The organism is Nonomuraea sp. NPDC003709 (assembly GCF_040610775.1).
Taxonomy (GTDB): Bacteria; Actinomycetota; Actinomycetes; order Streptosporangiales; family Streptosporangiaceae; genus Nonomuraea; species Nonomuraea angiospora_A.
Map to the genome: position 1 here is coordinate 1 of NZ_JBEXMW010000059.1, position 19,295 is coordinate 19,295.

Here is a 19,295-nt window from a genome sequence, read left to right on the forward strand (position 1 = left end):
CCGCGCCTGACGGGCTCGCGCCCGAGGAAGACGTTCTCGGCGACGGTGCGCTCGGGCAGCAGGTTGAACTCCTGGTAGATGATCGCGATACCGGAGCGCTGCGCCTCGAGCGGATGGCCGAAGGAGACGGGATGACCGTCGATCTCGATCGTGCCCTCGTCCGGCGGGTGAACGCCGCAAATGATCTTCATCAGGGTGGACTTTCCGGCGCCGTTCTCGCCGACTACGGCGTGGACCTCGCCGGCCGTCACGTCCAGGTCCACTCCGGACAGCACCCGCACGCCCAGGAAGCTCTTGCCGATGCCACGCATGCTCAGCACCCCGCCCACCTCCCCGTCTCCCCCGCTATGAGGGTGAGCCTGGGGCCATCGGCAAATTTCGGGCTCATTTCCCTCATGCTGCCGGATGTTAAGCGGGCTTATATCGATGGTCAAGCAAAAGCTCGCACCCGTACGACATAACCGGGAGGTCGTGGCGAGCGAGCTCGCATCGCCGGTGCGGCAGCGGACCGGGCGGTGATGGCCGTAAGCGGCGGACGATAGGGACGCCGATTAGCCTGCTTATGGTTGACCATCGACAAAAATAGCTCTTACCATCGCGGAGACTTACCTACCGGATGCCTTCCGCATACGGGGGTAGTCCCGACACGATGGAGCTTTCATGGACAAGCTCGGTGTGTGGCTTATCGGGGCACGAGGATCCGTGGCGACCACCGCCATCGTGGGCGCCGCGGCCATCAGGGCGGGAGCCGCGACCCCGCAAGGATGCGTGAGCGAGTCCCCCGGCTTTCCCGGGCACCTGGTTCCGCTGACCGACCTGGCCTTCGGCGGCCATGACATCACCGAGACCTCCTTACGCAAGCGCGCCGAACAGCTGGGCAGAGCAGGGGTCATATCACCGGACCTCCCGGGGCTGCTCGCGTCCGACCTGGACGCCGCCGACGCCGAGATCCGGACGGGCTACGTCCCCGGCGACGGCGGCCGGGCCGCGACCCGGCTGGTCGACGACATCACCGGCTTCCGGGCTCGGCACGGGCTGGCCCGGGTGGTCGTCGTCAACGTGTCGTCGACCGAGCCCCCGGTGGATTCGCGCCCGGAGTTCGAGAGGCTGGCCGATCTGGAGGAGCGGCTCGCCGCGGGGGACGACGTCCTGCCGCCAAGCTCGCTGTACGCCTATGCGGCGTTCCAGGCCGGGTGCGGCTATGTGGAGTTCACCCCTTCCACCGGGCCGACCCTGCCGGCGCTGGCGGAACTCGCCGCCCGGCGGGGCGTGCCGTACGCCGGACGCGATGGGAAGACCGGCGAGACCCTGGTCAAGAGCGCCCTGGCGCCCATGTTCGCCGATCGGGCGTTACGGGTGCGCTCCTGGTCAGGGCTCAACCTGCTCGGCGGCGGAGACGGGGCGACGCTCGCCGATCCGGCCGCCAGGTCCAGCAAGCAGCTCTCCAAGGACCAGGTCGTCGCGAAGATCCTGGGAGGACCCGTCGAGGGTGAGACGCACATCGACTACGTCCCGGATCTCGGAGAGTGGAAGACCGCCTGGGACCATGTGACCTTCGAGGGCTTTCTCGGCGTGCGGATGACGCTGCAGTTCACCTGGCAGGGCTGCGATTCGGCGCTGGCGGCCCCCCTCGTCCTGGACCTGGCCCGGCTGGTCGCGCGGGCGCATGAGAAGGGACGCAGCGGGGTGCTCCCCGAGCTCGGCTACTTCTTCAAGAACCCTTTGGGCACCGGCGAACACGCCCTGGCCGCCCAGTACGCCCGCCTGCTCGCCTTCGCCGGGGAGCTGTCGTGAGGGCGCTGCTGGAGCTGGTACGCGCGCCGGCCGCGCTGTCGGTGCCCGGCGACACCATGGCGGGTGCGGTCGCCGCGGGACGGAGCCCGAACCCGGGGCTGGCCGTGGCTTCGGTGCTCATGTACTGGTCGGGAATGGCGCTCAACGACTGGGCCGACCGTGAGGCGGACGCCATCGAGCGGCCCGAGCGCCCGATCCCGTCAGGCCGGGTCCGCCCGGGCGCCGCGCTCGGGCTCGCGGCCGCCCTGACCGGCGCCGGCCTGGCCACCGCCGCCGTCGCCGGCGGCCGTCGCGCTCTCACCGTCGCCGGCCTGCTGGCCGGCGCGGTGTGGGCCTATGACCTGGGCCTCAAACGGACGGCGGCGGGGCCGGCGTCGATGGCGGCCTGCCGCGTGCTGGACGTGCTCCTGGGCGCCGGCGCGGACGGGAGAGCCGCCGTGCCGGCGGCGCTGGCGGTCGGCGCGCACACCTACGGGATCAGCATCCTGGGCCGGGCCGAGGTGGCGGGGGCGGTACCCGGGACGGCCGAGCGCGCGCTCGTGGCCACCACCGCGGCGGCCGGGCTCGCTGCCGCCTCCTGCGTGCGCAACCGAGCCGCCGCCCGGGCCGGAGCGGGCGTCCTCATCGCCGGCTATCTCGCCTTCACCCTCCCGGTCCAGGCGGGGTTACGGGCCCGTCCCGACCCCGAGAACGTACGGCAGGCCGTCCGCCTCAGCATCCTCGGCCTGATCCCGCTCCAGGCGGCGGCGGTCGCCGGTGGCGGGCGGTTCGGGGCGGCGGGCGCGCTGCTGTGCTCGCTACCCCTGGGCAGATGGCTCTCGTCCCGGATGGCGACATCGTGAAGTGGGCCTACTGCACCAACGGCTTCGCCGACCACCGGCTCCCCGAGGCACTCGCGGTCCTGGCCGATCTGGGGTACACGGGTGCGGCGATCACGCTCGACCACGGTCATCTCGACCCCCACTCCCCCGGCCTGGCCGCGGAGGTGTCGCGAATCGCCGGGCTCCTCGAACGCCTCCGCCTCGCGGCCGTCGTCGAGACGGGCGGACGCTACACCCTCGATCCCCTGCGCAAACACCATCCGACCCTCATCAGCGACGACGCCGAGCGCAGAGTGGAGTTCCTGACCACCGCGATGCGGATCGCCGCCGATCTGGGCGCTCCCGTGGTGCACCTGTGGAGCGGGGTCCAGCCCGACGGCATGCCGGAGGAGGAGGCGTACACGCGGCTGGCCGACCAGTGCGCACGGCTCCTCGACGAAGCGGACAGGACCGGCGTCACCCTGGGGTTCGAGCCGGAACCCGGGATGCTCGTCCGGGACCTGGACGGTTACGAGCGGCTGCGCCGGATGCTCGGCGACCATCCCCGGTTCGGCCTCACCCTCGACATCGGGCACTGCCACTGCGTGGAGCGGGACGATCTGCCCGCCTGCGTCCGGCGGGCGCTGCCGTACACCGTGCACGTCCAGATCGAGGACATGCGCCGCGAGGTCCACGAGCACCTGGAGTTCGGCGAAGGCGAGATCGACTTCGTCCCGGTGCTCGCCGAGCTGAGCGGCTACTCGGGTCTGGTGGCCGTGGAGCTGGCCCGGCACAGCCATGCGGCTCCGCAGGTCGCCCGCCGCTCGATCGACTTCTTGAGGAGGGCACATGAAGGAGCCGGCACAGGAGTGGCTGGCGCAGGCCGTCCGGCAGGTCGAGGCTGACCCTTACGCGATCCACCGGCTCTTCCCGCAGGCCGAACGGCGGGGCGGCCCAGGTGCGCGGCGCGCGCTGCTCGGCGCGCTGCACGGTCACCACGCGGTGATCCGCAACCTGTACGAGGCCGGCGACAGCGGCGAGCGGCTGGCCATCCTGACCGTCCTGCACGAGCTCGATTCGGAAGGGACTGCGGTCGGGCTGGTGGAGGACGCGCTGCGCGCCAATGACGCGCGGCTGGTCGCCGCGGCGCTGGGCCCCTACGGGTCGGCGTGGCTGGACGACCACGCCTTCCGTCAAGGGGTGCTCAAGTGCGTCTTCATGTCGATCCCGCTGGCGGCGGTGACCGGCCTGGAGCGCCGGTTCGACGCCGAGCTGGCCCGGATGCTGTCGGACTACGCGGCGGAGCTGCGGGCGGCCGGCCGGCCCGTCCCGCGCGACGTCCTGGAGAGGATCTGAATGCGCATCTTCGACCCCCACATTCACATGACCTCCCGGACCACCGACGACTACCAGCGCATGCACGCCGCGGGAGTCCGAGCCGTGGTGGAGCCCGCCTTCTGGCTGGGCCAGCCCCGTACCAACGTGGGCAGCTTCCTCGACTACTTCGACGCGCTGCTCGGCTGGGAGCCGTACCGCGCCGCGCAGTACGGCATCCGCCACCACTGCGCGCTCGCGCTCAACCCGAAGGAGGCGAACGATCCGCGGTGCGCGGAGGTGCTGGCCGAGCTGCCGCGATACCTGCTGAAGGACTCCGTCGTCGCCGTCGGCGAGGTCGGCTACGACTCGATGACGGCGGAGGAGGAACGGGCCTTCGAGGCACAGCTCGCCCTGGCACGAGTGAGTGATCTTCCGGTGCTCGTGCACACACCGCACCGGGACAAGCCCGCGGGCACCCGCCGGACCCTCCACGTGGTCCGGGACGCCGGGATACCCCCCCGAACGGGTGCTCGTCGACCACCTCAACGAGCTGACCGTCGGCATGGTCGCGGACTCGGGCTGCTGGATGGGGTTCTCCATCTACCCCGACACCAAGATGGACCCGGACCGGATGGTGGCCCTGCTCAAGGAGTACGGCACGGACAGGATGCTCGTGAACTCGGCCGCCGACTGGGGACGGAGCGACCCGCTCAAGACGCGCGAGGTCGCCGACGCCATGCTCGCGGCCGGCTTCGGCGAGGACGACGTGGACCAGGTGCTCTGGCGCAATCCGGTCGCCTTCTATGGACAAAGCGGCCGCCTCGACCTGGAGACCAGCTCGCATGCCGGCCCCGACCACGCCGGCAACACGATCAAGCGGGGATGAGTCATGAGGCTGCGACACCCGGACGGCTCGACGATCCACCTGTCCTACTGCACCAACGTCCACGCCGCCGAGGATCTCCCCGGCATCCACGGTCAGCTGTCCGGCGTCGCCGCGCGGGTCAGGCACCTGCTCGGCGTCGAACGGCTCGGGCTCGGGCTGTGGCTGTCCCAGCACGCCGCCGCGGACCTCCTCGCCCACCCCGGGGAGCTCGCCGGACTGCGCGAGCGGCTGGCCGCGCTCGGGCTGGAGGTCGTGACCCTCAACGGGTTCCCCTACCGCGGCTTCCACGACGAGATCGTGAAATACCGCGTCTACCACCCCGACTGGGCCGACGCGGAGCGGCTGCAGTACACGCTCGGGCTCGCCGAGATTCTCGCCGCATTGCTGCCGGACGACGTCACCGAGGGCACGATCTCGACCCTCCCCCTCGCCTGGCGCACCCCATGGACACGGGACAAAGCGGCTGCGGTCATGGCCAATCTCGACGCGCTCGCCCAGGGCCTGCGCACGCTGGCCGGCCGTACCGGCAAGGTGATCCGGGTGGGCTTCGAGCCGGAGCCCGGCTGCGTCATCGAGGTCACACCCCAGGCGACCGCCCTGCTGAGCGACGTGGACCACGACTACCTCGGCCTCTGCCTGGACGCCTGCCACATGGCCGTGGGCTTCGAGGAACCCGGCGCAGGCGCCCGCACCGGGCTCCCCATCGTGAAGCTCCAGGCGTCATGCGCCCTGGAGGCCCCGCCCGGAGCACAGCAGGCGCTGGCCGCGTTCGACGAGGCCAGGTTCCTCCACCAGACACGCTCCGCCACCGGATACGCCGACGACCTGGGAGAAGCCCTGGCCGGCGGCCTGCCCGCGGACGAGAGCTGGCGGGTGCACTTCCACGTCCCGCTGCACGCGGACCCGCCCCCTCCGCTCACCACCAGCGCCCCCTACCTGCGTGACCTGCTCAACGTGCTCCTCGGCGGAGAACGGCCGCTGACCAGCCACGTCGAGGTGGAGACCTACACCTGGAACGTGCTTCCCGGCGCGCCGGCCGACGTCGCGGAAGGCATCGCCGCCGAGCTCGACTGGATGCGGGGGCAGCTCGCCGCCCTCGGGCTGAAGGAGACGTGATGGCACCGCTGATCGTGATCAACGTCGTCGGGCTCACCCCGCGCCTGCTCGCCCACATGCCGAACGTGGCCAAGATGGGCACGGCGGCCACACTGCGACCCGTACTCCCGGCCGTCACCTGCTCGATGCAAGCCACCCTCCTGACCGGCGCGATGCCCCGCGACCACGGCATCGTCGGCAACGGATGGTACTTCCGCGACCTCGGCGAAGTACTGCTGTGGCGCCAGCACAACGCACTCATCCAGGGCGACCAACTATGGACCGCCGTACCCGGCCTGCGCACCGCCAACGTCTGCTGGTGGTACGCGATGGGCGCGGCCACCGACCTGCTCGTCACCCCACGCCCCATCTACCACGCCGACGGCCGCAAATCGCCCGACTGCTACACCCGCCCACCCTCACTCCACGACGACCTCGAGACCGCCCTCGGACCCTTCCCCCTGTTCACCTACTGGGGCCCAACCGCCGGGATCACCTCCTCCCAATGGATCATCGCCGCAGCCCGCCGCATCCTGACCCGCGAACGCCCCGACCTCCTACTGGTCTACATCCCGCACCTCGACTACGACCTGCAACGGTACGGCCCCGCCGGACCCGAAGCCATCGCCGCCGCCCGCGCCATCGACACCGCCCTGGCCCCGCTGTTCGCCGAGGAAGCCGAGATCGTCGTGCTGTCGGAATACGGCATCACCCCCGCCTCCCACCCGATCGACATCAACCGAGCGCTACGCACCGCCGGACTCCTGGAAGTCCACACCCAAGCCGGCATGGAATACCTCGACCCCTGGACATCCCGCGCCTTCGCCGTCGCCGACCACCAGATAGCCCACGTGTACGTACGCGACCCCACCGACCTCGACCGCACCCGCGCCGTCATCACCGAGCTGACCGGCGTGGACGAGGTACTCGACCACGCAGGAAAGGCCAAGTACGGGCTCGACCACGAACGCGCCGGCGAACTCGTCGCCGTCGCAGAACCCGACGCCTGGTTCACCTACTACTACTGGCTCTCCGACAACCGCGCCCCCGACTTCGCCAGGCTCGTCGACATCCACCGCAAACCCGGCTACGACCCCGCCGAACTGTTCATGAACCCACATGACCCCTTCGTCAAGCTCCGCGCCGCCACCGCACTGGCCAAGAAGAAACTGGGCTTCCGCTACACGATGCCCGTGGTACCACTCGACCCGGCACCGATCCGGGGCAGCCACGGCCGCCTGCCCGACAGCCCCGACGACGGCCCGCTACTCATCGGCCCCTTCGACCGCGACTCCTACGAGGCAACCGAGGTCAAGGAACTCCTGACCGGCCTGGCCCGGCGAAGCCGCTGACCGCGCACCTCGAAAATGCCTGGTAGGGCCGGTAAAACTGCTGGTCTAATGCGCGGATGGAGATCTCGCTGAAAGCCGGGGAGTCCCGCGTCGCCGATCCGTGGCCGGGATACTTCGCCGAGCGCGGACACACAGGAGCCCGCCGTCCCGATGCGGGGCGACTTTGCGCACAAGCTGCCCGCTCATCACGGGGACGCGCTGCTCACCGTCCTGCGCGGCCTCGCCTCGGCGCCGGGTACGGACGCCATGCGCCGGCTCACCGTCCAGGGCGACGACCGTCCGCTGTGGCAGGGGCACGACCGCTTCCAGGACGCGCTCGCGGCCCTGGTCGTTCGAGCCGCGGCCCGGCACGGCTCCGCGCTGGCTGTGCATGTGCCGGACTTCAGCGCGGGGGTCGAGCGCACGCTGAACGCCCTGCGGTCGCTTCCCGATGCTCCGGTCACAGCGATCCACGGTGACCTCGTGCCGCCCAACCTCCACACCGACGCCACCGGCCGGCCCGTCGCCGTCCTGGACTTCGGCTTCTACACGACCGCGGGCGATCCGGCCTTCGAGGCAGCCGTCACCGCGGCCGTCTGGGACATGTACGGCCCGTACGCCGAGGAGCACACCGCGGAACTCACCCGGTTCTTCGCGCGAGAACTCGGCTATGCGCCCGCTGCCCTCATCGCCTACCAGGCCGTATACGCCCTCACCACCTACGATCTGTTCGGCATGGGCGACGAGGACGGGCACTTCCGGTGGTGCGCCGAACAGCTGCGTCACAACACCGTGTTCTCGTGACCACGGCCACTCGTTGATCGCCGCGCTCCTGTGGCTCGCGCGGCCCCCGATCGGGGCCGCGCGAGGGTGTGGACGGTTGCCTCAGACGCGGGTCCAGCGCTGGTTGGTTCCTCCGGTGCAGGTCCAGATGCGCATCTTGGTGCCGTTGGCGGTGCCGTTGACGTCCAGGCACTTGTTCGCCCCCACCGCCGTGATCGTGCCGTCGGCGTTGAGGCGCCACTTCTGATTGTTCTGCCCGTTGCAGTCCCAGATGATCACCACGGCACCGTCCGCCGTACCGGCCCCACTTACATCCAGACACTTACCGCCATAAACCCGCAGCTCACCCGCGGCGGTCGACGTCCACTGCTGGTTCGACTGCCCGTTGCAGTCCCAGATCTGCGCCTGCGCGCCATTGGCCTGCGAGGCTCCGCTGACATCCAGGCACCGCCCTGACCCAACACCCTTGAGCGCGCCCGTACCGCCCGGTGTGCTGGTCAGTTCCTTGACGCGGATGTTGCGGAACGACACCACGTCGCCGGACCCGTGGTTCTGGATGCCGATGTAGCCCTGCTGGAGCGAGCGGACCGGATCGGCGTTGGTGAAATCATTGATCTTGGTGCCGTTCAGGAACACCTGCAGCCGCTCACCCTCCACCAGCAGCTCATAGGTGTTCCACTGACCCGGCGGGTTCAGCGCCGCGTCGCGGGCGGCGATGTCGGCGGCCTTGAACCCGTAGATCGCCCCGGTCGTCTTGTCAGACGTGTCGGTCGCGTCGATCTGCACCTCATATCCGGTGTTGAGCGCCGCGTCGGGGTCGCTGGTGGCCGGGAAACCGACGACCACGCCGGAGTTGGAGTCGCCGGTCATCTTCCAGTCGAGCTTGACGGAGTAGGAGCGGAACTCCTTGGCGCTGTACCACAGCATGCCCATGCCGCCCTGGGAGGTCAGCGTGGCGTCGCTGTTGGCGAACGACCCCGGCCCGGCCTGCGACCAGCCCGTCGTCGAGCCGTTGTACAACGTCGTGTACCCGGTCTCCGGGCGGCAGTCGGCGTTGGTGGCCTTGGCCGCGTACCGGATTCCGCCGAGCAGCAGCGTGCGGAAGTTCGGATCGGCGTACGACTCCTTGGTGTGGCCCAGGCCGGTGTAGAACGCGCGGCCGGAGGATTGGGGGTGGCACCAGGTGATCGGGTGATCGCCCATGTTTCCGCCGCTGTAGCTGCCCTCGTCCAGGCTCTGCAGCACCCGGACGTTCGGTCGGGGGTTGGTGCGGTAGTTGTACCACTCGTCGGTACGTGACCAGGTCGCCCCCAGGTGAGCGGTCGCGGCGTGCGCCCGGTCCTCGGTCCGCACGGTGGCCTGCTGGATGGCCGGGTGGTTGTTGAACCAGGCCCCCATCAGCTGCCCGTAGTAGGCCCAGCTGTACTCGGTGTCCGCGGCCGAATGCACCCCCACGTAACCGCCCCCGCCGTCCACGTACGTCTGGAAGGCGGCCTGCTGGTTGTCGTTCAGCACGTCACCGGTGGTGCTGAGGAACACCACCGCCTTGTACTGGGCCAGGTTGGCCGTGCTGAAGGCGTTCGCGTCCTCGGTGGCGTCGACGGCGAAGTCGTTGGCGGCCCCCAGGTCGCGGATGGCCTGGATCCCGTTGGGGATCGAGTCGTGCCGGAACGCGGCCGTCTTGGAGAACACCAGCACCTTGAAGGCGGCGGCCTGGGCGGGGATGGCGGGGATCACCGTCGCGGCGGCGGTGATCGCCACCGCCGTCATTGCCAGGCGTCGCAGCACAGATGTCTTCCGGTCGCTCCCCGCGATGCGCCCGAGCGCGGCGGGGGTGTGATGTCGCAGCATGGGGTGTCCTTTCAGACGCGGGTCCAGCGCTGGTTGGTTCCTCCGGTGCAGGTCCAGATGCGCATCTTGGTGCCGTTGGCGGTGCCGTTGACGTCCAGGCACTTGTTCGCCCCCACCGCCGTGATCGTGCCGTCGGCGTTGAGGCGCCACTTCTGATTGTTCTGCCCGTTGCAGTCCCAGATGATCACCGCGGCACCGTCCGCCGTCCCGGCCCCGCTCACATCCAGACACTTACCGCCATACACCCGCAGCTCACCCGCGGCAGTCGACGTCCACTGCTGGTTCGACTGCCCGTTGCAGTCCCAGATCTGCGCCTGCGCGCCATTGGCCTGCGAGGCTCCGCTGACATCCAGGCACCGCCCCGACCCCACACCCTTGAACGCACTCGTGCTCCCCGAGGGTGGGGTGCCGGTGTCGAGAGTGAAGGCGTCCAGGTCGAACAGGTAGCCCTGTCCGGTCGGGCCGCGGAAGACCAGATAGAGCGTCGTGGTGCCGGCCAGCGCGCCGCTGAGGTTCGCCGAGACGTCGGCGAAGGTGTCCCAGCTGCCGGTGCTCGCCACGTTCACCGTTCCCAGCAGTGTGCCCGTCGCCGAGCCCGCGCGCACCTCGATCCGGCCGCCCGCGCCGGCCGAGGAGACCCGGGCGGTGATCCTCGTCGCGTTGCCCAGGTTGTACGGCTGGAAGGAGATCCAGTCGCCGTCGTCGGTGAAGCCGACCGTCTTGCCGCCTTCCGCGGTGGCGTGGTCGGCCGTCTGGATGCCCTGCTGGGCGCCGAAGTGCTCGGCCTGCCGGTGCCGCGGCTGGAGCGTACGGTCGCTGGTGGAGGTCAGACCGCCCTTGTCGGTGTAGGAGGCCACGAAGACGCCGTAGATGTTGGCCGCGGCGTCATGCTCACCGTCCACCGGCACCGAGATGGAGCCCGAGCAGCCGGTCTTGGAGGTGATCTGGTGGCGGTGGCTGTCATGGCCGAGGAAGTAGGCGACGGTGACCCCGGCGCAGTCGATCGTGCCGTCCTCCGGGTCGGTGACGGTGACCTGGAAGGGCACGGTGTCGCCGAAGGAGAACAGCTGCCCGTCGGCAGGGGTGGTGAGAGTGACCGTCGGCGCGGTGTTGCCGACGTTCACGATCACGCTCGCCGTGCCGGTGAGACCCTGCGGGTCCCGGACCGTGAGCGTCGCCGTGTAGGCGCCGTTCGTGGTGTAGGTCTTGCTCGGATTCGCCGCCGTGGAGGTGGTGCCGTCGCCGAAGTTCCACGAGTACGTCAGCGCGCCACCCTCCGGGTCGGAGCTGCCCGCCGAGGAGAAGTTCACCGTCAGCGGAGCGGGTCCCGACGTCTTGTCGGCGGACGCCTTGGCGATCGGGTTGCGGTTGGCACTGCCGATGTACTCGATGCGATACAGCGCCTGGTTGTTGTTGCCGTCGCCGTAGTCGAGGACGTACAGGGCCCCGTCAGGCCCGAAGGCCATGTCCATCACCTGCGTCCCCGTCCAGGGGAACGCCGAGATCTCCCCGTAGGCGCCGTCCGCCTTGACCTCGATCGCCTTGATCCAGCGCCGGCCGTACTCGCCGGCGAAATACCGCCCGTCGAGCGACTGGGGGAACTTGACGGCCGAGTTCAGGTTGGGGTCGTAACGGTAGACCGGACCGCCCATCGGCGACTCCGACCCGGAGCCGAACTCCGGCGGGCTTCCGGCGTCCCCCGCGTACCGGATCCACGCCGGCTTCGCCGGAGGCAGCGTGGCCAGGCCGGTGTTACGGAAGGAGTTGTTGGTCGGACCGCCCGCGCAGTTGTACTTCGGACCGGTGCTGTTGGTGGCGAAGTTCCATTCGTTGTAGGTCTCGCTGGTGGTGTTCGTGCCGGTGCAGTACGGCCATCCGTAGTTGCCCGGACCGGTGATGCGGTCGAACTCCACCTGCCCGCTCGGCCCTCTGTTGGAGTTGGTCACCCCCGCGTCCGGCCCGTAGTCGCCGAGGTAGACGGTGCCGGTCGCCTTGTCCACGCTCATCCGGAACGGGTTGCGGAAGCCCATCGCGTAGATCTCCGGCCGGGTCTTCGCCGTCCCGGGCGGGAACAGGTTGCCGCTGGGAATCGTGTAGGTGCCGTCGGGCTGCGGCTTGATGCGCAGGAGCTTGCCGCGCAGGTCGTTGGTGTTGCCGGCCGAGCGCTGGGCGTCGAACTGCGGGTTGCGGTCGGTGCGCTCGTCGAGCGGGGAGTAGCCGCTGGACTCGAAGGGGTTGCTGTCGTCGCCGGTGGTCAGATAGAGGTTTCCGGCGGCGTCGAAGTCGAGGTCGCCGCCCACGTGACAGCACTGGCCGCGGTCGTTCTGGACCCGCAGGACCACCTTCTCGCTGGCCAGGTCGAGAGTGTCGTCCGGCTTGAGGACGAACCGGGACAGGTGCAGCTCGCCCTTCCACTGGTCGAACTGCGCCTGCGAGCCGTTGGTCGGCGCATCACCGTTCGGCGTGCTCAGCCGCGGCGAGTAGTAGAGCCAGAGGTACCGGTTGGACGCGAAGTCGGGGTCCACCGCCACACCCTGCAGGCCCTCCTCGTCGTGGCTGTAGACGTTGAGCTTGCCGGCCACCTTCGTGTTGCCGCTGACATCGGTGACGCGCACCGTGCCGTCGCGCGCCGTGTGCACCACCGACCGGTTCGGCATCACGGCCAGCGACATCGCCTCACCCAGCTCGGCGCCTCCCGACGCGAGAGACACCTGCTGGTAGTCGGCCGCCGGGATGGCGAGGGCGTTCGCCGGGGAGGCGTCGAGCGCGAGTGCTCCGGGAGTGATCAGCGCCATCGTGGTCAGTAAGGTGAGCCACGGACGTCGGGGCATGAGTGTTCCTCCACTATCGAAGCGATCCGAGCAAGGAGGGCACGCTTGCCGCCCTCGAGGGTGGGGGCGTCGTCAGGCGCGGGTCCACTTCTGGTTGGTGGCGCCGGTGCAGGTCCAGATCTGCACCTTGGTGCCGTTGGCGGTGCCGTATCCGGACACGTCCAGGCACTTGTTCGCCCCCACCGCCGTGATCGTGCCGTCGGCGTTGAGGCGCCACTTCTGGTTGTTCTGGCCGTTGCAGTCCCAGATGATCACGGCGGTGCCGTCCGCCGTCCCGGCCCCGTTCACGTCCAGGCACTTGCCGCCGTAGACCCGCAGCTCACCCGCGGCGGTCGACGTCCACTGCTGGTTCGGCTGACCGTTACAGTCCCAGATCTGCGCCTGCGCGCCGTTGGCCTGCGAGGCTCCGCTGATATCCAGGCACCGGCCCGACCCCGCACCCTTGAACGCACTCGTGCTCCCCGAAGGCTGGCCCTGGGGCCCGGCGGACGCCATCACGGCCTGGGCGCCCGCGGGCCAGGCGCCGTTGGTGACGGTGACGTTGTTGTTCACCACATTGCCGCGGTCGCCGTTGGTCACGTTCGTGCTGCCGTTGGTCGACCAGTTGCCGGTGACGGTGAAGTTCCCCATGTTCTCGCCGCCCCAGTAGTTGGCGGTGGCCCAGGTGCCGGTGTTCGAGAGCACGTTGCCGGTGACGCTGTAGTACTTGGAGCCCTCGTCGAAGTAGATGCCGAACCAGCCGTTGGTCCGCAGGCAGTGGTTGCCGCTGATCACCGCGTTCGGGTTCCACGACAGCGTGTAGATGCAGCCCCCATCGGTCATCTGCTGCATGACGTCATGCACGTAGTTGCCGATGAGCTTGTTGCCGGATGCGGTGGTGGGAGTGGTGTAGCGCGGCTGGTAGTTGTACAGGCCGCGGTTGGCGTACTGGTTGCTGCCGCCCGGCTCGTTGGCGCCCCAGCCGTACCCGATCGACATGCCGGTGTACGGCAGGTTGTAGACCTCGTTGTGTGACACGTCGGTGTTGGTGACGTAGGTGGTCAGGACCGAGACGATGCCCCGGTAGTCCAGGCCGAGGTCGTGGATGCGGTTGTTGCTGACGGTGATGTTCCGGTTGACCATCCGCTGGTCACTGGGGTGGTGCGCGTCGGCGCGCACGCCGCCCACCACGATGCCGCCGGCCGAGCTCTGGGCGATCTCGGAGCGGGTGACCGTGATGTCGCCGGCGCCCAGGCCGACACCGCTGGCGTGCGCGTTGGCGTCGTTGCCGATGCCCACGGCCGTCTGGCCGAGGTTGACGAACCGGGAGTCGGTGAAGGTGATGTTGCCGGCCGCGGACACCTGCACGGCTGCCGGCATCTGCTGCCAGTTCGGCCGCGCGGCCTCGAACTGCTGGCACCCCTCCTGGCAGGAGGTCAGCCTGTCGGCGGGCCAGTTCCAGTTGCCCGCGATGTAGGCGCCGGTCTGCTGGTCCGCGTAGCCCTGGTTGCCGCTGGGCCCGAGCCAGGTCGTGCCGGAGAAGGTGATCCCGCTGAACGTGATGTGGTGCGCGGGCGCGTCGTAGGTGCCCCCGACGTTCACCAGGGACTGGAGAATCGGGAGCTCGACACTGACGTTGCTCATGTTCTGCCCGGCAGCCGGGATGTAGTACAGGACGCCGGTGCCGGGGTTGATGTACCACTCCCCCGGCGCGTCCAGGAACTCGTAGGCGTTCTCCAGGTACAGCGGACCCGCCCGGTGCGGCTGCGTGAAGGTGTCGTACCCGAAGGTGTTGTTGTTCCAGCCGGGCTGCTGCATCGTGATGAAGTTCCCGCTGATGCCCTGCACCGTCACGTAGCGGTCCGTGAACGAGCCCACGCTCTCCATCTCGACCCGGTTCTGGTTGGCGAGGTTGTTCAGATAGCTCAGGGCGCTGTTGCCGAACCTCAGACCGGTGGTGGTGGCGGTGAAGTCGGACCGGTTCACGGTCGTGCGCGCCCGCGTGGCGAGGGCGCCGTTGACGTACAGCTGCCGGGTGTCGATCCCCGCGCCGACGTCGGCGCGCCAGATGTTCTTCCCTGAATCGGCCACGGTCCATCCGGTGACCGCCTTGGCTCCGCTGATGGCGGGACGGGCACCCGCCGCGGCCTGCCATTTGACGGTGTAGCCATTGTTCCCGGAATCGGCGGCGGTCAGCCGGAGCGGCGCGGACAGCCGGTACGCCCCGTCGGCCAGTTCGACGACGATGTCCCCGGACATGGCGCCGTTCAGCGAACGCACCGCCGTCTGCGCCGCGGACAGCGAGCACGGCTGGGTGGAGGTGCAGGCGGTGCCGGTGCCGGTGGGTGACGCGTAGAGGGTCGTGGTGGCCGCGAGGGCCGGGGTGGCGGGGGCGACGAGGGCGAACGCCGCGGCCAGCGCCACGACGATGCCGATCAGGAACGGTCTCAGCGCCGTGACGGGCGAAGATGACTGCACAGTGGTTCCTTTGGGGGGTACGGGTGTGGCCAGGTCACGCCCTGCTGCTCGGGCAGGTGACGCCCTTCTGAGGGTCTTCGCCTCTAATTACGTTGTGAGTATTGATGTCCGTCAAGACCTTAAGCCCGCTTATTTCACCATTTGCACACCGAGACTCCGGCCATGGTTAGCCGATTTGCGCCATTTACCAGCATGAATTCCCGCGCCGCGCACACCCGCGCCGATCGGTTTCATATGAATCGTTCAGATGTGTCGTACTCATGGTTCCAGCGCCTGAGGCCCTGGGAGGGCACCCTCATCAGTCATACTTTGCAGGGAACGGCGAGGAGGAAGCACGGTGACCGACACCCCGCGCGAGAGCGGATACCGGCCGGGCTACGAGGTGGCGGCCGAGCAGGTGCTGGAGTTGATCGTCCGGCTCGGCCTGCGTCCGGGTGACCGTATGCCGACCGAGATCGAGCTGGCCCGGCAACTGGGCACCAGCCGCACGGTGGTACGCGAGGCGGTGAAGCTGCTCTCCGCGCTCGGCCGGGTACGCGCCCAGAAGGGCCGCGGCCTGTACGTGGCCGACGACGAGGGGATGTTCGGCACCGGGCGCTGGGCCTCCTTCTTCCTCCCGACCGACCTCGACCACGTCTACATGCTGTTCGAGTTCCGCCGGGTGCAGGAGATGGAGACCAGCAGGCTGGCCGCCCGCCGCGCCACCCCCGCCGAGCTGAGGGCCATCGAGGAGGCGGCCGGCCTGTGCCGTCACGGCTTCGAGACCGGCCAAGAAGACCTGTTCAACCAGGGCGACGACACCTTTCACACCGCCATCGCCACGGCCTCGCACAACATGTTCCTCCAGGTGGCGGTGCGGGAGGCCCGCAGGCTGCAGGCGCAGTCCAACCTCATCGGGCTGAGCGGCTCGGTGGGCGGGCATGCCGCCAAGGCCGTCGAGGAGCACGACGCCATCTACCGGGCCATCCGCGCCGGTGACCCGGAAGCGGCCGCCCAGGCCGCGGCCACGCACATCGACAACACCCTCGACGACTACCGGAGAGAGATCCAGCAGCGCCTCTTCTCATCCCAGTGATCCGGCCGACCGAACCGGTTCGCCCAGCCGGGAACCGACGGACGTGATCAGCCGAGCCTGCGGCGGATGAACGTTTCATCGAGCCCCACCACGAGTGCCGCCGAGCAGGGCTTCCGGCAGGCCGCCGGACAGGGCGGAGCCTTGACAGGCGGTCAACCCGTCGTATGTGCTTTGGCGAATCGATTCGCACCGGTCTCCGAGCGCGGCTGTCTCCGTCTCGCCCTACCCCCAAGGAGTACGACATGCAGCCTTCATCCGTTCCCTTATCGGGCTCCCGGGCGGCCGTCGTCGCGGCTGTGGTGGCGGCGCTGGCGACGATCTTGGCCACCGCCCTGACCTGGTCGGCACCGGCCTCCGCAGCGACCACGCCGCTGGTGGGTGTGGGGTCGGGGCGGTGCCTCGACGTCAGCGGCGCCTCGCAGACGAACGGCGCGCAGGTGCAGATCTGGGACTGCAACGGCCAGCCCGGCCAGCAGTGGACGTCGACCGCCGCGGGTGAGCTGCGGGTGTACGGCACCAAGTGCCTGGACGTTTACGGCGCCGGCACCGCCGACGGCACCAGCGTGATCATCTGGGACTGCAACGGTCAGAACAACCAGAAATGGCGCCTCAACGCCGACGGCACCATCACCGCGGTCGGCGCGAACAAGTGCCTGGACGTCTCCGGGTACGGCACCGCCAACGGCACCAAGGTGCACATCTGGACCTGCCATGGCGGCACCAACCAGAAATGGACCACCGGAGCCGAGCCCACCCCGACACCGACCCCGCCGCCGCCCGGCGCGCGCCCGTGCGACATCTACGCCTCCGGCGGCACGCCGTGCGTGGCCGCGCACAGCACGACACGGGCGCTCTACGGCTCGTACAACGGCAACCTGTACCAGGTCAGGCGCTCCTCCGACAACACGACCAGGAACATCGGCGTGCTGAGCGCGGGCGGTGTCGCCGACGCCGCGGCCCAGGACTCGTTCTGCACCGGCGCCACGTGCGTCATGACCGTCGTGTACGACCAGTCCGGGCGGGGCAACGACCTGTGGTACCAGGGATCCAGCGTGGTCCCCGGCTCCCCTCAGAGCAGGCCCGCGATCGCGACCACCGAGTCGCTCACCGTCGGCGGCGGCAAGGCGTACTCGCTCTACATCAACCCCGGCAACAGCTACTGGCGGGACGGCCACCTGACCGGCGTGCCCACCGGCAGCGCACCCGAGGGCATGTACATGGTCACCAGCGGCACCCACGTCAACGGCGGCTGCTGCTTCGACTACGGCAACAGCGAGACGACCAGGAAGGCCGACGCCGCCGGCGCCATGGACGCCATCAACTTCAGCACCCAGTGCTGGTTCGGCGGCTGCCAGGGAAGCGGCCCCTGGGTCCAGGCCGACCTCGAATGGGGGCTCTACCCCGGCGGCAGCCAGTCCTGGAACCCCAACCAGCGGGCCTTCCCCCACAAGTTCGTCACCGCCACGCTGAAGAACAACGGCACCAGCCGATTCGCCATCAGGGGCAGCAACGCGCAGTCCGGCAGCCTGTACACCCTGTACGACGGGCCGCTCCCCAACGGCTACAGCCCGATGAAGAAGCAGGGGGCCATCATCTTGGGCAGCGGCGGCGACTGCTGCAAGCCTGACGGCGGCGCCAATCTCAGCGCCGGAACCTTCTACGAAGGAGCCATGGTCGCCGGCTATCCCACCGACGCCACCGAGAACGCCGTTCAGACCAACATCATCACCGCCGGCTACCGCTGACCCGGTCCCTCGGCAAACCTAACGCCGGCCACCTACTTCGCCCAGTGAGGGGAGGCGGTGGCCGGCATACGAACGAGGCCGGGCTTTCGAGCCCAAGCCCGCGCCCTCGGGGTAGGTGTCGCGCGAGTTCAGCCACCCGGAGCCCGCGCCGACGTCGGCCAGGGTGCTAGACCTGGTGGAAGCCGCCGTTGACCGCCAGCAGCCGTCGTCCGGCGGGTTCCGGGCGGATGTTGGGGCCCTCGGCGGCCCTGGCGTTCGGCTTGCGGGTGCACGCGTTTATCGCGTGCTCGTCGATCGTGATGCCTAGACCGGGCGAGTCTCCGAGGATGAACGCGCCGTCCTCGACGTGCAGGTCGAGTGACAGTCCGAGTGGCGGGTGCAGGTCCTGCAACTCGCTGGCCAGGTGGTTCGGCACCGACGTCGCGGCGTGCAGCAGCGCGACCGGCGTGGTCCCGATCGGGCTGACCGGCAGCTCATGGGCGTGCGCCAGAGTGGACACCCGGAGGAAGTGGGACACCCCCCAGACCGCGGCCGTCTGGACGATGTCGACGGCCCCCGCGGCCAGCAGCGGACGGAACTGCTCGAGCCCGGTGAGGTTCTCCCCCGTGGCGACGGAGGCGCGGATCCCGCGGCCGACCACGGCCAGGCCTTCGGCGTCCCACCGCCGGACCGGCTCTTCGATCCACGTGAGGTCCAGCGTGCGTTCGAGCTCGCAGACGTGCCGGACCGCCTGCTTGCGGGTCCAGGCCTCGTTCACGTCGAGCATCAGGCCCGGCCGCGATCCGTGCCCGGCCTCGGTCAGGACGTCCCGTACCAGCGTCAGGCGGTGCCGGTCGCGTTCGATGTCGAGGCCGCCCTTGATCTTGGCCGCGCGCAGGCCGTGCTCGGCGTAGAGCTGGTAAGCCGAGACGAGCTCGTCGTCGGTCAGGCCGATGTCGAGGCCTGAGGCGTAGGCGGGCACCCGCCGGTCGCGTCCGCCCAGCAACCGCCAGAGCGGTTCACCGGCCAACTGCGCCTTGATGTCCCACAGGGCGGTGTCGAGTGCGCCGATCGTGCCGAACACGGCGCCGGCGTGGCCCGCCTTGAAGGTCTGCCGCAGCATGCGGTCGTAGAGCGCCGTCACGCCGCGCGGATCCTCGCCCTCGATCGCGGCGAAGACGGCCTCGATCTCCACGTGCGGCCCGAGGCCGATACCGGTGATCCCCTCGTCGGTGTCCACCATGACGAGCGGCACCGATACCACTCCGTCGGCGAAGACGCCGTTGGCGTCACCGACGGGACGGCCCCATTCCTGGACCGTCGTCGTGGTCCGATACCCCGTGATCCGCAT

Annotated in this window: 14 protein-coding genes and 1 pseudogene; 10 read left to right on the forward strand and 5 right to left on the reverse strand. The window is 69.5% G+C overall.

Going from position 1 to position 19,295, the window contains the following annotated elements; all coding sequences use genetic code 11:
* Nucleotides 1–311: ATP-binding cassette domain-containing protein (locus ABZX61_RS64735; protein ID WP_355212970.1), on the reverse strand; the 311-nt coding region annotated here is incomplete at its 3' end.
* 349 nt (nucleotides 312–660) lie between these two features.
* Here ABZX61_RS64735 and ABZX61_RS64740 point away from each other — a divergent pair.
* The 8 genes and pseudogenes from ABZX61_RS64740 to ABZX61_RS64775 all read left to right on the forward strand — a co-directional run bounded on the left by ABZX61_RS64740 (nucleotide 661) and on the right by ABZX61_RS64775 (nucleotide 8,027).
* The gene (locus ABZX61_RS64740; RefSeq protein ID WP_355212931.1) at nucleotides 661–1,794 is read left to right on the forward strand and encodes an inositol-3-phosphate synthase; all 1,134 of its coding nucleotides are present in this window, start codon (nucleotides 661–663) and stop codon (nucleotides 1,792–1,794) included.
* The gene (locus tag ABZX61_RS64745) at nucleotides 1,791–2,636 is read left to right on the forward strand and encodes an SCO3242 family prenyltransferase (protein ID WP_355212933.1); all 846 of its coding nucleotides are present in this window, start codon (nucleotides 1,791–1,793) and stop codon (nucleotides 2,634–2,636) included. The genes ABZX61_RS64740 and ABZX61_RS64745 overlap by 4 nt, the downstream gene beginning before the upstream one ends.
* Nucleotides 2,606–3,499 carry a sugar phosphate isomerase/epimerase family protein gene (locus tag ABZX61_RS64750; protein WP_355212935.1) on the forward strand — a complete coding sequence of 298 codons (894 nt, stop codon included), beginning with the start codon at nucleotides 2,606–2,608 and terminating at the stop codon, nucleotides 3,497–3,499. Before ABZX61_RS64745 ends, ABZX61_RS64750 begins: the two co-directional genes overlap by 31 nt.
* Nucleotides 3,444–3,950: an EboA domain-containing protein gene (locus tag ABZX61_RS64755; protein WP_355212937.1), complete on the forward strand. Its 507-nt coding sequence runs from the start codon at nucleotides 3,444–3,446 to the stop codon at nucleotides 3,948–3,950. The genes ABZX61_RS64750 and ABZX61_RS64755 overlap by 56 nt, the downstream gene beginning before the upstream one ends.
* Nucleotides 3,951–4,797: pseudogene (locus ABZX61_RS64760) on the forward strand (TatD family hydrolase). It begins immediately after the preceding gene.
* A gap of 3 nt (nucleotides 4,798–4,800) precedes the next feature.
* On the forward strand, nucleotides 4,801–5,913 hold the full coding sequence (eboE, locus tag ABZX61_RS64765; RefSeq protein ID WP_355212939.1) for a metabolite traffic protein EboE: 1,113 nt from the start codon (nucleotides 4,801–4,803) through the stop codon (nucleotides 5,911–5,913).
* Nucleotides 5,913–7,244 carry a nucleotide pyrophosphatase/phosphodiesterase family protein gene (locus ABZX61_RS64770; RefSeq protein WP_355212941.1) on the forward strand — a complete coding sequence of 444 codons (1,332 nt, stop codon included), beginning with the start codon at nucleotides 5,913–5,915 and terminating at the stop codon, nucleotides 7,242–7,244. The genes eboE and ABZX61_RS64770 overlap by 1 nt, the downstream gene beginning before the upstream one ends.
* A gap of 150 nt (nucleotides 7,245–7,394) precedes the next feature.
* The gene (locus ABZX61_RS64775) at nucleotides 7,395–8,027 is read left to right on the forward strand and encodes a phosphotransferase (RefSeq protein ID WP_355212943.1); all 633 of its coding nucleotides are present in this window, start codon (nucleotides 7,395–7,397) and stop codon (nucleotides 8,025–8,027) included.
* A gap of 81 nt (nucleotides 8,028–8,108) precedes the next feature.
* On the opposite strand, the gene ABZX61_RS64780 is transcribed toward ABZX61_RS64775, so the two are convergent.
* The 3 genes from ABZX61_RS64780 to ABZX61_RS64790 all read right to left on the reverse strand — a co-directional run bounded on the left by ABZX61_RS64780 (nucleotide 8,109) and on the right by ABZX61_RS64790 (nucleotide 15,145).
* Nucleotides 8,109–9,857 (reverse strand): ThuA domain-containing protein, encoded by a 1,749-nt coding sequence (locus ABZX61_RS64780; RefSeq protein ID WP_355212945.1) that lies wholly within the window; start codon nucleotides 9,855–9,857, stop codon nucleotides 8,109–8,111.
* A gap of 11 nt (nucleotides 9,858–9,868) precedes the next feature.
* The gene (locus ABZX61_RS64785) at nucleotides 9,869–12,688 is read right to left on the reverse strand and encodes a PQQ-dependent sugar dehydrogenase (protein WP_355212947.1); all 2,820 of its coding nucleotides are present in this window, start codon (nucleotides 12,686–12,688) and stop codon (nucleotides 9,869–9,871) included.
* A 72-nt stretch (nucleotides 12,689–12,760) separates the two neighbouring features.
* A complete protein-coding gene (locus ABZX61_RS64790) occupies nucleotides 12,761–15,145 on the reverse strand; it encodes an RICIN domain-containing protein (protein WP_355212949.1) in 2,385 nt (794 codons plus the stop codon).
* 337 nt (nucleotides 15,146–15,482) lie between these two features.
* Here ABZX61_RS64790 and ABZX61_RS64795 point away from each other — a divergent pair, with 337 nt between their 5' ends.
* The gene (locus ABZX61_RS64795) at nucleotides 15,483–16,220 is read left to right on the forward strand and encodes a FadR/GntR family transcriptional regulator (protein ID WP_350743100.1); all 738 of its coding nucleotides are present in this window, start codon (nucleotides 15,483–15,485) and stop codon (nucleotides 16,218–16,220) included.
* A gap of 242 nt (nucleotides 16,221–16,462) precedes the next feature.
* On the forward strand, nucleotides 16,463–17,965 hold the full coding sequence (locus tag ABZX61_RS64800) for an arabinofuranosidase catalytic domain-containing protein (RefSeq protein WP_355212952.1): 1,503 nt from the start codon (nucleotides 16,463–16,465) through the stop codon (nucleotides 17,963–17,965).
* A gap of 166 nt (nucleotides 17,966–18,131) precedes the next feature.
* Here ABZX61_RS64800 and ABZX61_RS64805 read toward each other — a convergent pair whose 3' ends face one another.
* Complete coding sequence (locus ABZX61_RS64805; RefSeq protein ID WP_355212954.1) at nucleotides 18,132–19,295, reverse strand: mandelate racemase/muconate lactonizing enzyme family protein; 1,164 nt, start codon at nucleotides 19,293–19,295, stop codon at nucleotides 18,132–18,134.

What these genes read in the sequence shown, in the direction of transcription:
- ABZX61_RS64750 (WP_355212935.1), top strand. Translation starts at nt 2,606, where the DNA reads ATGGCTCTCGTCCCGGATGGCGACATCGTGAAGTGGGCCTACTGCACC.
- eboE (WP_355212939.1), top strand. Translation starts at nt 4,801, where the DNA reads ATGAGGCTGCGACACCCGGACGGCTCGACGATCCACCTGTCCTACTGC.
- ABZX61_RS64770 (WP_355212941.1), top strand. Translation starts at nt 5,913, where the DNA reads ATGGCACCGCTGATCGTGATCAACGTCGTCGGGCTCACCCCGCGCCTG.
- ABZX61_RS64780 (WP_355212945.1), bottom strand. Translation starts at nt 9,857, where the DNA reads ATGCTGCGACATCACACCCCCGCCGCGCTCGGGCGCATCGCGGGGAGC.
- ABZX61_RS64800 (WP_355212952.1), top strand. Translation starts at nt 16,463, where the DNA reads ATGCAGCCTTCATCCGTTCCCTTATCGGGCTCCCGGGCGGCCGTCGTC.
- ABZX61_RS64775 (WP_355212943.1), top strand. Translation starts at nt 7,395, where the DNA reads ATGCGGGGCGACTTTGCGCACAAGCTGCCCGCTCATCACGGGGACGCG.
- ABZX61_RS64805 (WP_355212954.1), bottom strand. Translation starts at nt 19,295, where the DNA reads ATGCGGATCACGGGGTATCGGACCACGACGACGGTCCAGGAATGGGGC.
- ABZX61_RS64755 (WP_355212937.1), top strand. Translation starts at nt 3,444, where the DNA reads ATGAAGGAGCCGGCACAGGAGTGGCTGGCGCAGGCCGTCCGGCAGGTC.
- ABZX61_RS64740 (WP_355212931.1), top strand. Translation starts at nt 661, where the DNA reads ATGGACAAGCTCGGTGTGTGGCTTATCGGGGCACGAGGATCCGTGGCG.
- ABZX61_RS64785 (WP_355212947.1), bottom strand. Translation starts at nt 12,688, where the DNA reads ATGCCCCGACGTCCGTGGCTCACCTTACTGACCACGATGGCGCTGATC.